A 14,503-nucleotide genomic window follows, 5' to 3' on the forward strand; every position below is an offset into this window, starting at 1 on the left:
ACTCTCCTGTTCAATTGTTCAGCATAGGTGAATTGTTATCTACGCCTAATGATTGTTCATTAAAAAGCTTTTTTAATAAGGGTATTACGTTATCTGGAACCATGCCAGTAACGTTTCCACCATGACGAGCAACATCTTTAACCACAGAGCTTGAAACATGCTCAAGCACAGGATCAGCAGGAAGGAAAAGCGTTTCGATACCTGCTAATTTGCGATTCACTAGCGCCATCCCAAGTTCTGCCTCATAATCACCGTTTTGACGTAAGCCTTTTACGATTACTGTAGCACCAACTTTTGTACAGTAGTCAGTAATCAAACCAGCTGTTGAAGTTACTACTATTTTGCAATCGCAATTGAAACTATTTTTAGATTGCGGCAAATTATTTATTGCTTCTTGAATAATTTTTACGCGCTCAGATTCAGAAAATAACGGAGTCTTTGCAGCATTTACCGCAACTAGCACATGTACTTCATCAAATAGATGCGTACAACGTTGTATTACGTCTAAATGGCCGGCAGTGACTGGATCATACGAGCCGGGGCACACAGCTATAGTCATGCTCTTAGATTATCACCCATTGTGCTCAGAACAAAAATATATTAATAAAATAGCGTTACTTTTATCGTTAAAGATAGAAGTAACGCTGATATTTAATATAAATTGCTTAAATACGCAACATAATTACTTAAAAATTAAACTTTCCTAATTCCTCGTATATGCGCTTGCATTCAGGGCAAACTGGGTAGTCATTTGCTTCGTGTCGAGGAATCCACACTTTACCGCACAAAGCTACTACTGGTCGACCAGTTAAGCGCGACTCTTCAATTTTGTCTTTTGACACATAGTGCGCAAAACGATCTGCATTACCGCCGTCATCTAGACGAGCATCTTCGTCAACTTCTGGACGTTCTAGAACAGAAGTGCTTGTGCCGGAACCAGAGTCTGGATCTGTGGATTGCGAACCAGATTCCATAACAGCATCTAACGCATTATCTGCTTCTAAAGATGAAAACATCTCGCATCCTTTCGTAACGCATTGTGTAACGAATTTCGTAACGAATTTCGTAGCGCACTAAAATTTAATTGAATTTTATTCGCAAAACCAAGCATAAAGCATTATCGCAACAAACGCTCAAAAAGCTGTCAGAAACGCTAATCTTTACGCATGAATTATTTGCGGTCCTTTTGCAATCTTATTTAGTAAAGTTTAGTTTTAAAAAGATTAATTTATAGTACTTTTACAGTACTTGAATTTCTGTTGGTATTGCAGGATCTCCGCGCATCAAACTTTGCGCAGCCAAAGGCAAACGCTTTAAAGCAGAAGCGCAATAATCCTGGGCGCGCATAATCGCATCGTGACCCATAAATTGTTCGTCAGCTTCACCGTCGACCATGTAATCAACTAGCAGATTTTCCCACGAATCCTTAGGCTTAAACTGAGCGAGCGCAACTTCCGAACCGGAAATCACGTGTTCGCAATCAGCTACACCGCAAGAATCGTTGCTGTAATCGTATGAACGATACGCCAACTTACGTCCAGGCACAGTCGCTTTATTCTTAGAACGCTTAGCAACAGGCTGCATTACACCATCTGCACCCTCACGCTCAGTAAGCTTATAAACCATTGCGCAAGTTGGAGCACCGGAGCCGGTTACAAGCATTGTGCCGATGCCGTAAGAATCCACAGGCGCATTTTGTAAGGAGGCAAGAGCGTACTCGTCCAAATCGTTAGTAACTGTAATCTTTGTGTTTTTAGCACCCAACTCGTCAAGCTGATTCCTAACGCGACGAGCCAGAGCGCACAAATCTCCAGAATCAATACGAATTCCGCCAAGATCAGGTCCCGCAACTTCCACGGCTGTCTTTACAGCTTCCTCAATATTATAAGTGTCAACAAGAAGCGTAGTGCCTTTGCCAAGAGCTGCAATTTGAGAAGTGAAAGCGTCACGCTCAGTGTCGTGAACAAGAGTGAAGCAGTGAGCTGCGGTTCCGATTGCCTTTAAACCGTAAAGTTTTGCAGCCAACAGATTTGCAGTTCCCTTAAAACCGCCAATTACAGCGGCGCGAGACGCAGCAACTGCAGAATATTCGTTTGTGCGACGGCCGCCCATATCCATGCAAGGACGTCCTGCAGAAGCAGAAACCATGCGAGCTGCAGCAGACGCCACAGCGCAATCGTAATTGAGAACGGAAAGCAGAAGAGTTTCGAGCAAAGTGCACTCGCCGAAAGTGCCTTCTACTTGCAAAATTGGCGAATTCGGGAAGAATATCTCGCCTTCGCGATAACCGGAAATTTTACCGCGGAATCGGAAATTTTTCAGCCATTCAATGGTTTCTGCACTAACAATTTTGCGATCACTTAAGAAACGTAAATCATCTTCCGAAAGATGGAATTTTTGCAACTCCTCCAAAATGCGACCCATGCCAGCAACAACTCCGTAACGACGGCCTTGAGGCAAGTGGCGCGTAAAAATTTCAAAAACGCACTTGCGATTTGCAGTGCCGTCTTTAAGAGCAGCGTCGAGCATAGTGTATTCATACATGTCCGTCATAAGAGCAGATGAAATCTCAGCCATGATATTCCTTTCAGTAACGAACAAAATAAAAACAGCTAGGTAATAGATAAGTAATAGATATGAATCTAATTGGATTGCTAAAGCTAAATCTAAAACCAAATCGCAATAATTGTACCGCTAACTAAAGAGCCGACGCACGAAACAGCAAAGCCGACAATTACTTTACGTAGCTGTAAAGGAAAAGTCGAAATATCGCCAAAAAACGACAATTACTTTACGTAGTTGTAAAGAAAAATACGTAGTTGTAAAGGAAATAACGCGTGGAGGCGCGCGCGGTGGACTATAGTCAAGTGCGTATAATAGCAATTATGCTTAATAAGAGTTTGAACGAAGAGACTGCAAAAGTTACTAAAGCCGCAGAAAACCTGCACTTATACAACACGGCTTCACATTCAACGAATACTTTCGTACCTAAAAAGCCTGGTCAAGTAGGCATGTACGTGTGCGGAGCCACAGTGCAAAGTTCTCCGCATATTGGCCATATTCGCGCAGCAATCGCATTCGATATAATCCGTCGCTGGATGCTGCGTTTAGGATACAAAGTCACGTTTGTTAGAAACGTCACAGATATTGACGACAAAATTATGAAAAAAGCCAATGAATCAGGGCAAAATTGGTGGGAACGAGCATATATTTACGAGCGCGAATTTACAAAATCCTACAATACTTTAGGAGTGCTTGCGCCAACAGTTGAGCCGCGCGCAACAGGTCATATTACAGACATGGTTGAGCTGATTGAGCGTTTGATTGAGCGCGGTCACGCATATGTTATTAAAAACAACGACGGAAATCCTACTGGAAATGTTTATTTTGACGTGCCAAGTTGGGAGCATTACGGCGAATTAACGCACCAAAATCAGAACCAAAATGAAACTTGCGCAGACGAAGCCGCAGCTATCGCAGACGCAAAGGGTCCGAGCGTAGACGCTGCCGAAAACGATATTTACAATCCAACAGATCCTGCAGATGCTTCACCAGACAAACACGATCCTAGGGATTTCGCACTTTGGAAAGCACCTTGCGATTTCGATCAGACGGACGCGCGCTGGAAAACTCCTTTTGGCGAGGGACGTCCTGGTTGGCATATTGAATGCTCTGCTATGAGCCATCGTTATCTTGGCGACGACTTTGATATTCACGGAGGCGGCTTGGATTTGCGTTTCCCTCACCACGAAAACGAAATGGCACAAACGCGTGCTGCTGGCTGGGAAAGCGCCAATGTGTGGATGCATTCAGCATGGGTTACCGCCAAAGGTGAAAAAATGTCAAAATCGTTGGGAAATGGGCTTTCCGTACCAGTAGTTTTGGCAAATAATTCAGCTTGGGTTGTGCGTTATGCTTTGGGAGCAGTGCAATATCGCGCAATGTTAGAGTGGTCCGACCAAGCTTTGGTGGAGTCGAAATCGGCTTACGATCGCATTATGAACTTCCTCGAGAGAGCTGGCAGATTGCTTGAAAAGAAGCCAACTTGCGAAGAAGTGCGTTCTGTTAACGCAGATGAGCTTCCGGAAGATTTCACTCGCGCTATGAACGATGACATTAACGTTTCTGGCGCAATTGCAGAAATATTTACTACAATTCGTCAAGGAAATGCTCTTATTGACGACTGCAGCAAAGATTCTTCACAAGCACAAAGCGAAAGCGTACAAAAGCTCATATATCTCGCTGTTTTGCAAGTGCGAGCTATGTTAGATACTTTGGGCTTGGATCCTTACGCACAAACGTGGGCTTCGAACGATAATCAATCGTCTGCAGAAGGCTCAAATGGCAAGGAAAGCAAAGAACACTCAGCTTTGGACTCTTTAATTACTTTGCAACTTAAAGCTAGAGCAGATGCTAGAAAAGCAAAGGATTTTGCTACTGCAGATGCTATTCGCGATGCGTTAAATAACGCAGGAATTGTAATTGTCGATACTTCGCAAGAATCATCTTGGCATTTGCAATAAAAGAAAGTAACGCAAAAGCAAAAATAAACGCAAAAGTATTAATTAGCAAATCAAGTTAGCAAATTAAGTTAGCAATTGCACTAAAGTTACGTTAGCAACAACAGGTAGAATGGAAAACTATGGCAGCATTTAGTTCGTTAACAGACCGCCTTTCCAATGCTTTTAAGCATTTGCGCAGCAAAGGCAAGCTTTCAGAATCCGATATTGACGGCACAATTCGCGAGATTCGCCGCGCACTTCTCGATGCAGACGTTGCGTTGGAAGTAGTACGCTCATTCACTGCTCGAATTCGCGAGCGCGCTCTTGGTGAGGAAGTTTCGCACGCTTTAAACCCAGCTCAGCAAGTTGTGAAAATTGTAAACGACGAGCTTACGCAAGTATTGGGCGCAGGTGTAGATAGGCAGCTTAATTTTGCGAAGTATCCTCCAACTGTAATTATGCTTGCAGGTTTGCAAGGTGCAGGTAAAACTACGCTTGCTGGAAAGCTTGGCTACTGGCTGAAGGATGCAGGTCATACTCCTTTGCTTGTAGCAGCAGATTTGCAACGACCTAATGCAGTCACGCAGCTGCAAGTTGTTGGCGAGCGCGCAGGAGTTCCTGTATTTGCTCCAGAAAAGGGCGTGCAAAATGGCGGAAGTGCGATTTCTTTGCCATGGTTCACTAAAGGCGACCCGGTTAAGGTTGCGCGCGATTCTATTAATTATGCGCGCGAAAAAATGTATGACACTGTGATTATTGATACCGCAGGTCGTTTGGGCGTTGACGAAGAGCTTATGAAGCAGGCACGCAATATTCGCGATGCCGTGCAACCGCAAGAAGTGCTGTTTGTTATTGATGCAATGATCGGTCAGGATGCTGTTCGCACTGCTCAAGCTTTTAACGATGGCGTGAACTTTACTGGCGTTGTGCTTTCTAAGCTTGATGGCGACGCTCGAGGCGGTGCTGCACTTTCGGTTGCAAGCGTTACTGGAAAGCCGATTTTGTTTGCTTCTACAGGTGAAGGCTTGAAGGATTTTGAAATCTTCCATCCTGATCGAATGGCTTCACGCATACTCGATATGGGCGATATTTTGACGCTTATTGAGCACGCACAGAAGCAGTTCGACGAAGAAGAATCGCGCAAGGCTGCTGCAAAAATAGCTGAAGGCAGCTTTGGTTTGGATGACTTTTTGGAGCAGCTTCAGCAAGTTCGTAAGCTTGGCTCAATGAAGAAGCTTTTGGGCATGATGCCTGGAATGGCTGCTCACCGTCAAGAGCTTGAGCAGTTTGACGATAAGGAAATTGACCGCACTGAGGCAATTATTCGTTCTATGACTCCTCAAGAGCGTAGAAATACAAAGATTATTGACGGCTCGCGTCGCGCGAGAATTGCAGCTGGTTCAGGTGTGAGCGTTTCGCAAGTTAATGCACTTTTGCAACGTTTCGAGCAGGCTGCAAAAATGATGAAGCGAATGAGCGGTGGCGCTGGAATGCCTGGCATGGGCGGCATGCCTGGATTCGGTGGTCCTGGCGGAAAGTCGAAGCGCAAAGACAAGAAAGGCAAGAAGAAGGGCGGAAAGTCCGGAAATCCAATGCGCAGGGAAGCTGAAGAGCGCGCGTTGCGTGAGCGTCTTTCTGGCGAATCTACTAGCGACGATGTTGCAGGTTCTGCTTTTGCAAAGCCGCAGCAACCAAATCTTCAGAATCTTCCTGAAGGACTTAAGGAACTTATGAATTCCGAAGACGCAAATCAAGATAATCAACTGCCGCCTAACTTTGGCGGCGGATTAGCTGGCTTATTCGGTCGATGATTTTAGTATTGGCGTTTTTGTGGGTTATATTTGTGCCGCTTCTTTTGTGGCAGCTTCTGCGTTGGCTGCCGGCAGGTGCGGATAAATATAACCCACTTCCGTATATTATTGCGCTGCTTCCACTTGCAACTTACGTTGTGGGAGCACTGTTTTTGTGTAATTTTGGCGGTTTTTTGCTGTATACATGCTGCGCAGAAAAAGTTGCGCAATCGCTTAACTTAGCGCAATCTTATGCGAAATCTTACGGATATTTATGTGTTGCGTACGCTGCGCTATTTTTGATTTCGCTTAAGTCGTATACGCCGTACTGGTTTGCAAAATTGCGTAGGTTACACGAAAGCAGATCGTCGCGCAAAAAATGCAAGGAACAGCATCAAGAAATACGCGTGATGACTCTTAATTGCAGATACGGAAAAGCGAGCGCATCCGAAATAATAGAAATAACGAAAAAATATCACGTAAATACGTTACTTTTACAAGAATTAAGCGAGTCTTTAGTAAAAAATCTTGAAAAACTTGGAATATACGAGATTTTTCCAACTTCGCGCGTAGGTGCGCAAAGTGAGCATAATAACGGCGGATTCAACGCTATTTTTACGCAATATTCCGCGATTTCTACTTGCAATAATTCCGTAAAAATTGAAGCTGCAAGCGTACCAAGCGTTACAACTTGCTTAGATTTTGGTGCAAATGAAAAAGTTTTAGTGAAATTTGCTTCTGCACATCCAAAGTCACCGATGCGTGGGTGTGCTGCTTGGAGTAATGGAATTCGCGCACTTGCGAATATCGATTCTGCTACTGATTCTTTCGCCGATTGCACTAACGAATGCGCTGACGAATCTACTTCGAAAACTTGCGATTTAGCAACTCTCACTATTGTTACTGGCGATCTTAATTCCACTGTCGACCACCCAAGCTTTCGCTCGCTTTTGGAATACGGATTTACAGACGTTGCACTTTCGCTTGGAAAGCGTCTACGCACATGGCCTACATGGCTTAAGTGGCCAAATCTTACACTTGACCATGTGCTATTTTGCGCAAAAAACTGTAAATCTAGCGCACTATGGCAAAAGAATGTAGTTGTTAACGGCACTGATCACCTAGCCTACATCGCAGCAATCGACCTACAATCACTAGATAAAAACGTCCAAGCGCGCAGGCATAATAGATAAGTTATTCGCGTGAATCGGCGCCCTCTTCCCGACCACGTGAGGAACATGTGGAAGCTCGCAAGGAGTGCCCCACACCCGAACGAAATTCCACGACTCTAGTTATAAGGAGAGCCATTTTGGCAACCAAGATTCGTCTTAAGCGATTGGGCAAGAAGTTCTATGCCTTCTACCGTGTAGTCATTTCTGATTCACGCAACAAGCGCAACGGTCAGTCCATCGAAGAGATCGGCGTTTACGATCCAAACAAGCAGCCATCTATGATTCAGATTGATTCTGAGCGCGCACAGTACTGGCTTGGCGTTGGCGCACAGCCAACCGAACCAGTGTTGAAGCTCTTGAAGATCACTGGTGACTGGCAGAAGTTCAAGGGTCTCGACGGCGCCGAAGGCACGTTGAAGACTTCTGAAGCTGGCCCAGACGCACAGGCTCGCGTTGAAGCTGTTGAAGCTGAAGCTCAGAAGCTGAAGGCCGCTAAGTCTGAAGCCGCTGCTAAGGCTCAGGCTGCAGCTGAAGCCGCTGCAAACGAAGCCGAAGAAGCCCCAGCTGAAGCTGCGGAAGCTGCCGAAGCCGAGGAAAAGGCTGAGTAATCATGCTGGCTCAAGCTGTTGAACATCTCATTAAGAACATCGTGGATTTTCCAGATGACGTGTCGGTACGTTCTCACGAAAATGCTCGCGGCGAATTGCTTCGAGTGCGCGTGAATCCTGAAGATATCGGTCGCGTTATTGGCCGCAATGGTCGTACCGCTAATGCAATTCGCATTGTTGTGCAAGCTTTGAGCAACCACAATGTGCGCGTTGACATTATGGACGTACGTAAGTGAGATGAACGTGGCATTAGACCAACAATCTTTTGACAACCCTCAGCAAAGTCGTAATGACCTGCTGAGGGTTTGTCGTATCGGTAAAGCCCAAGGTTTAAAAGGCGAAGTCACTGTACAAATTTTTACAGATGAGCCTTACGAACGTTTTGAGCCTGGAAATGTATTGTGCACTGCAGACGGCGAACGCGAGTTCGTTATTGAGAACGCAAGAACGTTCAAAAATCGTTGGATTTTACTATTCGAAGAATCACAAAATCGCAACGATGCAGAAGCACTTAATGGCACTGAATTGTATGTGCATGCAGAAGATGCGCAAGAACTTGCTGCCGAAAATGCTTGGTATATTAAGGATTTAGTCGGTTTGCAAGCGCGATTGTGCGAAGAAAATCATCTGGGGCTGCCGACTTGCACTATTGGAAAAGTTGTGGATGTGCTCGACGGTGCGCAATCGTTACTGAAAATCCGTTTAGCTCATCCGGTTGACGAAGAGAATAAAACAGCGCTCGTGCCATTTGTTGAAGCTATTGTGCCGGAAGTTGACATTACAAACGGGTATTTGACTATCGACCCTCCGGGCGGTTTAATTCCGGGGCTTTCGTAGTTTTATTAGCTTTCGTAGTTTTATAAGTTTTTGTAGTTTTCGTAGTTTTATTAGTTTTCATAGTAGAGTGCCTTATGATGGACATCGATATTATTTCCGTATTCCCAGAATATTTTCGCATGCTAGACCTAAGTTTGTTAGGCAAAGCGCAAAATAATGGCTTGTTGCAAATTCGCGCATACAATTTACGCAAATGGACTCACGATGTGCATCAATCGGTTGACGATACGCCAGTTGGCGGCGGCGCTGGCATGGTTATGAAGCCTGAAGTTTGGGCAGAATGCTTAGACGAGCTTCTTAACTTGCCAAAATCTGAAGTAAAAAATACGTGCGATACGTGCGATACGTGCGATAGTTGCGATAGTTGCGAAGAAGCAAAAATCGCGCCTAATAAAATAGACTCAACTAAACCAATTCTTATATTCCCGAACCCTTCTGCCCCACTATTTACACAAAAAGACGCAACGGAATTAAGCAACGCAAAGCATTTGGTATTTGGATGCGGCAGATACGAAGGCTACGACGCTAGGATTCCAGAATATTACCGCGCGCAAGGAATTGACGTACGCGAGTATTCAATCGGCGATTACGTGCTAAATGGCGGAGAAGTTGCAGTAAGCGTTATGCTTGAGGCAATTACGCGCTTAATCCCTGGGTTTATGGGAAATCCTGAGTCGATTGTTGAAGAGTCGTACACAGGCTCGGACGCACTTTTGGAACACCATCAATACACCCGTCCAACTACTTGGCGCGGTATAAGCGTTCCGGAAGTGCTCACTTCCGGGAATCACGCCAAAGTTGATCGTTTTCGTCGAGATGAAGCTATATCTCGCACAAGCGAAATTCGACCTGATTTGATTGAGAAATTGGACTGCCGCAAGCTAGATAAAGCGGATCGAAAAACGCTTATGTCGCTCGGATGGGAAGTTTCCGGCGATTACCCCCGCAAAAACTCGCGCTAGCAACAAAAGCCAGAAATAAGATTAATCGCGAGAAGGCTGAATGAACAGCACGGAAGTTTCTCCGTAATTACGCGTATCAAACAGCTCCCAGCCCTCAGGCATAGTCGGCAAAACACTTCGCGCGCTACGCTCAAACACAATCAACGTATCCGCAGAAACGCTCGCAACTCCGCTCTCAATCATCGAAGCTAATAAACTTTCGCAATCCGCAGTTTCGTAAGCATAAGGCGGATCGATAAAAACCAAGTCAAACGCTCCCCCACTATAATCTGCAACGAACTGCTCCGCGCGCTTTCGAAGAACCCTCATAGAAAGCGCAGAATCCCAAGCCTTTGAACTCTGCAACGCTTTCGACGTGCGAAGTATAAGCGCAGCCGCTTGCGAATTTGCTTCAACAGACACAAGCTCGCGCGCGCCACGAGATAGCGCCTCAACTCCGAGCGCTCCCGTGCCAGCAAATAGATCAAGTACGCGCGCATTGTGCATAACATCCCACGAATCGAGCCTAGAAAATATCGCTTCTTTCGTGCGATCTGTAGTAGGTCTTGTACACGACTGCGCTGAAGTAAGCGGCAAAGATTTAAAACGTCCAGCAATAATGTGCATAGTTCTAGCTTAGCTGGAACCTACAGACACGCACGCGGCGGCAGAAACTTTACAGCGGTGTAAAGAAAAAGTCGTTTCCGCGCGAAAAAACGGCAGAAAGTTTACAGCGGTGTAAAGAAAAAGTCGTTTCCGCGCGAAAAAACGGCAGAAAGTTTACAGAGGTGTAAAGAAAAAGTCGGATGCGCGCGAAAAAACGGCAGAAACTTTACAAAAAAGCAGATATTACTTATCCGCCGCCTTAGGATCCGGAATTAAGAACGAGCAAGCGAGCGCAAAAGCGAGCAAAACGACGCCGGCAACCATAGCAGCAACGTATCCGAATGTTACGTCACTTAAAGACGCAACATTCGTCATCACAGCATACAAAATTGCAAAACTTAAGCCGGCTCCCAAATTAAAAGCTCCAGCGTTCATACCTGGCAAGTATCCCGGATTATCTTTTGGAGAAAGCACGATACCCAATCCATTAAGCATAATATTTGCCATGCCAGAATAGCTCACGCCTATCCACACTGAAAACAGCGCTAAAGCCCAAGCAGACGGCATATAAGCAACATACACGCCAAAAGCAACACAAATCATGCTAAACGCAATTCCAATACGCAACACAAGCCTGTAACCGTAATTTGCAGCAAGCACGCCAGAAATAGTGCCAAACAATAGTCCAATAATTGCGTAAGGAGTAAGAGTTACGAAACTTACCATATTTGTGCCAATATTTGCACCAAACTTACTATCGTTAGCAAGCTTTATGACAACGCCATTTATCAAAGCAAACACGCCAGTCATTGTCAATAAAGTGCACAAAAGCAAACCCCATGTGCGACGCTGCTTCATATATGTTGTAGAAACCAGCGGAGCCGCGCTTAAAACTTCGATTTTCCAGAATATTGCGAAAAACACCACAGCAACAAGCACAAGAATAAGCACCATAAGCCAGTTAGATTTAGCTAGTTTATTACTAAGTTCATTGATAGAAAGATATATTGCAAGAAACGCAATTCCGAGCGTTATAACTCCTAGCCAATCCATTCTGCTAGTAGCATCCGAGCGAGATTCATCAGCTAAAACAATAATCATAATAACAGCAATAGCTGCGATTGAAGCCATAATCCAAAAAACAGAACGGAATCCGTATTTACTGGCAAGCCAACCACCTAATAAAGCATCAAATCCAGCAATACCGCCATTTACGGAACTTAATATTGCCATCAACTTTGCGTAACTTTTTTCTTGCCGTACGCGCACGCGCAACATAATTAAGCACATTGGCAATACAGGCCCGGAAGCACCTTGCAAAATACGCCCAAGCATAAGCATATTAACGTCTTGAGCTAGCGCAGAAATAATGCTTCCAAAAAGAGTTGAGATAAGAATTCCGGAAAGTACTTTTTTACGCCCAATTAGATCAGACAATCGCGGCAAAAATAGCGAAAATAATGCTGCAGCAGTAAAGAATACCGTTTGCGTTAAAGCGATTTGAGTATCTGTAGTATGAAGTTCTTTTGACATCGTCGTCAACACTGGCGAAAGCATAGAAACGTTTAGCTGGAACGCAAAAATAGCAGCAAGAAACGCCACCATTAACGCCAAAACGGAACGTCCACCCTTATCTAGCATACGCGTAGAAAATGTTGGAGATTCAACCTCAGCCATAATCTAACCTCCGCTTAATTACGTAAAGTTACGCAACGTAAAGTTACGCAACGTAACATTACACAATGTAAAGTTATACAAAATCATTCAAAAGTCATTCAAACGTCACCAACAATCACCCAATGCGTTTAATCGCATCTATAATCAAATTCCAGAATTTATCGAAATCAAGTTTTGTAGCAACTTGCGTATGGCATTCTTCTTCAGAAGGCTCAGTGCCACGCAAATCTGCAACTGTCATGCCAAGAGTTAAGTCACTGTTTATTTCAACATCAAGTGGGCAACGCCTTGTGCTAATAACACTTTTATCGATCAAATAAGCGACTGTGCAAGGGTCATGCACTGGAGGATCAACAAAATCTTGATTATTCTTATAAGCTTTACGGAAGTAATCCATAAGATCGCAAGCAAATTTGGAAACAGGCGTTCCAATAGAATTAATTTTCTTCTGTATTTCTAAAGTGCACAAAGCTTGATGAGTTAAATCTAAGCCGACCATTGTAACTCGCCAATTTTCATTAATCACAATATGCGCAGCTTCAGGATCCGTCTTAATATTAAACTCAGCAACAGCACTGCAATTGCCACTATGATAGCCGCCACCCATAAGAACTACTTCTTTAACGCGGCTTACAATTCTAGGCTCCATTCGCGCAGCCATAGCGATATTCGTAAGAGGTCCAGTTGGTACAAGCGTAATTGTGCCAGGCTCATGGCTCATAATTGTGTCAATAATCCAGTTAACAGCATGCCCTTTATCCAAAGGTTTAGTTGGTACTGGAATATTTGCGCCGTCTAATCCGGTTTCTCCATGAACAGCAGCAGCAACTTTTAGCGGACGAACCATAGGACGGTCGCATCCGGCATGAACTGGAATATTAGTTGCATGAGCTATTTCTAGAGTTGCTCGAGCATTGTATGTTACTTTTTCTAGGCTTTGATTTCCACCAACCGTAGTTACGCCCAGCAAATCGATACTAGGATTGCCAACAGCTAATAAAATTGCCATCGCATCGTCATGACCAGGGTCACAATCTAGGATGATGGAAGTCATACCAACTCCTTCATAAGCACATGTATTTTGGAAGCAAATCGTGACGAATACACTTCGCGTAAAAACGCAAAATTAAGCACGCTCATGAATATTCGTCATGCGTTTAGAAATAAGTTCTGGATTAAACGACTCATGTACAGGCTGCATAGATTCAGTATTCAAAGCTGCAGCAGCAACCGCAAATCTGCCAGTTTTTGAAGAATCAAATTCGTTATACCGCGCGTAAATAAGCGCAGCAGTAGCAGCATCACTAGAACCGTTATCGTTGCCGACAGCTTCAACGCCAACATTGCTATTTCCGCGAGTTAGCATCATTCTCTGGACGCGTTTTACTGGGACAGGATAGAACGACACTCCCTCATTTGAAACACCATACGCAACTCCTGCGCGACCGGCATTTACAAATACGCGCTTTACTCCACGCTTGAGCAACACATTCGCACAGCGAATTGCAGAACGCTCGTCAACAGCATTAATGCCGGTTAAAGCCTGCGATTCAGCAGTATCCAAAATAAGAGTGTCAATACGAGACAATCTAGAAAGCACGCGAGGAGCTTTTGCATCCGTAACTGCGCGAACAACAATAGGACGGCGATAACGGTCACATAGCCACTCAATTGACTTTTGCGGAATATTAGTATCCAACACCAAAATATCAGCATTTTCAATAATAGACATGCGCTCACGCAAAAAATCAGGAGTCATGTGATCGTAAATACTCATATCGTCTAAAGCAAGCAAACGCTGACCAGAAGCGTCACCAACATACATGTACGAAGCAGTCATCGACTCAGGAAGTTGCTTCGCATAGCCAATATCTAAGCCGTTTGCAGCAGCATCAATGCGGAAAAGCTCTCCGTTGTGATCGCCACCGTACACAGAAACCATGCTTGTGCGAATATTAAGACGCTCCAACGCGACTGCAATATTCCTTCCAACACCGCCTAGCATGTAGCGCACGTGGGAAGCATTAGACGTGTAATCCATCAAATCTCCGCAAGCAATGCCGAGAACGTCCATGCTAATTCCGCCAACAACAGTCACATAACTTGGAGGAGTAACAATATATCCCTTACCACGTAAATAGCCTTTGCGAATTAAATTGGAAATATGAGCAGCCACACCTGAACGAGTAATTCCTGCGAGATTTGCAAGTTCCTGCTGGCTAATCATCGGGTTTTGTTGAATCCAAGTCAAGATTTGTTGTTCGCGTTCAGTCATTGTCGCCTCATCTCTATTGTGATTACAAATGATGCCTACTATCTAGGATATTCACAATTCTCATAATATGCACGTAAATTTATGTAATTTTGTTG

The 14,503-nt window shown here is 44.5% G+C and carries 14 protein-coding genes; 7 read left to right on the top strand and 7 right to left on the bottom strand.

What is annotated here, in order from left to right; all coding sequences use genetic code 11:
• Positions 1-10: 10 nt before the first annotated feature.
• From coaD to HXT34_RS04600, 3 genes are all read right to left on the bottom strand, one after another.
• On the bottom strand, positions 11-559 hold the full coding sequence (gene coaD, locus HXT34_RS04590) for a pantetheine-phosphate adenylyltransferase (protein ID WP_421784587.1): 549 nt from the start codon (positions 557-559) through the stop codon (positions 11-13).
• 127 nt (positions 560-686) lie between these two features.
• Complete coding sequence (locus HXT34_RS04595) at positions 687-1,016, bottom strand: DUF3039 domain-containing protein (protein WP_004105359.1); 330 nt, start codon at positions 1,014-1,016, stop codon at positions 687-689.
• Positions 1,017-1,239: 223 nt separating this feature from the next.
• Positions 1,240-2,577: a nicotinate phosphoribosyltransferase gene (locus HXT34_RS04600; RefSeq protein ID WP_421784589.1), complete on the bottom strand. Its 1,338-nt coding sequence runs from the start codon at positions 2,575-2,577 to the stop codon at positions 1,240-1,242.
• Positions 2,578-2,885: 308 nt separating this feature from the next.
• On the opposite strand from HXT34_RS04600, the gene cysS reads away from it, so the two are divergent.
• From cysS to trmD, 7 genes are all read left to right on the top strand, one after another.
• Entirely contained in the window at positions 2,886-4,523 is a 1,638-nt protein-coding gene (gene cysS / locus HXT34_RS04605) for a cysteine--tRNA ligase (protein WP_421784591.1), read from the top strand.
• A gap of 119 nt (positions 4,524-4,642) precedes the next feature.
• Positions 4,643-6,313, top strand: coding sequence for a signal recognition particle protein (ffh, locus tag HXT34_RS04610; RefSeq protein ID WP_415687283.1), 1,671 nt, complete (start codon positions 4,643-4,645; stop codon positions 6,311-6,313).
• Positions 6,310-7,485, top strand: coding sequence for an endonuclease/exonuclease/phosphatase family protein (locus HXT34_RS04615; protein ID WP_421784594.1), 1,176 nt, complete (start codon positions 6,310-6,312; stop codon positions 7,483-7,485). The genes ffh and HXT34_RS04615 overlap by 4 nt, the downstream gene beginning before the upstream one ends.
• Positions 7,486-7,601: 116 nt before the next feature.
• Positions 7,602-8,072, top strand: coding sequence for a 30S ribosomal protein S16 (rpsP, locus tag HXT34_RS04620; RefSeq protein ID WP_033888579.1), 471 nt, complete (start codon positions 7,602-7,604; stop codon positions 8,070-8,072).
• 2 nt (positions 8,073-8,074) lie between these two features.
• Complete coding sequence (locus HXT34_RS04625; protein ID WP_004105376.1) at positions 8,075-8,308, top strand: RNA-binding protein; 234 nt, start codon at positions 8,075-8,077, stop codon at positions 8,306-8,308.
• A 1-nt stretch (position 8,309) separates the two neighbouring features.
• Positions 8,310-8,909, top strand: a complete 600-nt coding sequence (gene rimM / locus HXT34_RS04630; protein WP_421785462.1) for a ribosome maturation factor RimM — start codon at positions 8,310-8,312, stop codon at positions 8,907-8,909.
• A 77-nt stretch (positions 8,910-8,986) separates the two neighbouring features.
• The gene (trmD, locus tag HXT34_RS04635; RefSeq protein ID WP_421785464.1) at positions 8,987-9,871 is read left to right on the top strand and encodes a tRNA (guanosine(37)-N1)-methyltransferase TrmD; all 885 of its coding nucleotides are present in this window, start codon (positions 8,987-8,989) and stop codon (positions 9,869-9,871) included.
• A 21-nt stretch (positions 9,872-9,892) separates the two neighbouring features.
• Here trmD and rsmD read toward each other — a convergent pair whose 3' ends face one another.
• The 4 genes from rsmD to HXT34_RS04655 form a co-directional block, all read right to left on the bottom strand.
• Complete coding sequence (rsmD, locus tag HXT34_RS04640; RefSeq protein ID WP_421784596.1) at positions 9,893-10,477, bottom strand: 16S rRNA (guanine(966)-N(2))-methyltransferase RsmD; 585 nt, start codon at positions 10,475-10,477, stop codon at positions 9,893-9,895.
• Between the two features lie 222 nt (positions 10,478-10,699).
• Complete coding sequence (locus HXT34_RS04645; protein WP_421784598.1) at positions 10,700-12,133, bottom strand: MFS transporter; 1,434 nt, start codon at positions 12,131-12,133, stop codon at positions 10,700-10,702.
• A gap of 115 nt (positions 12,134-12,248) precedes the next feature.
• Positions 12,249-13,187 carry a nucleoside hydrolase gene (locus HXT34_RS04650; RefSeq protein ID WP_421784600.1) on the bottom strand — a complete coding sequence of 313 codons (939 nt, stop codon included), beginning with the start codon at positions 13,185-13,187 and terminating at the stop codon, positions 12,249-12,251.
• A 72-nt stretch (positions 13,188-13,259) separates the two neighbouring features.
• Positions 13,260-14,408: a PfkB family carbohydrate kinase gene (locus tag HXT34_RS04655; RefSeq protein ID WP_415683319.1), complete on the bottom strand. Its 1,149-nt coding sequence runs from the start codon at positions 14,406-14,408 to the stop codon at positions 13,260-13,262.
• Between the last annotated feature and the right edge of the window lie 95 nt (positions 14,409-14,503).

Origin of the sequence: Gardnerella sp. DNF00983 (assembly GCF_049244265.1) — a bacterium.
GTDB classification, from domain to species: domain Bacteria; phylum Actinomycetota; class Actinomycetes; order Actinomycetales; family Bifidobacteriaceae; genus Bifidobacterium; species Bifidobacterium vaginale_J.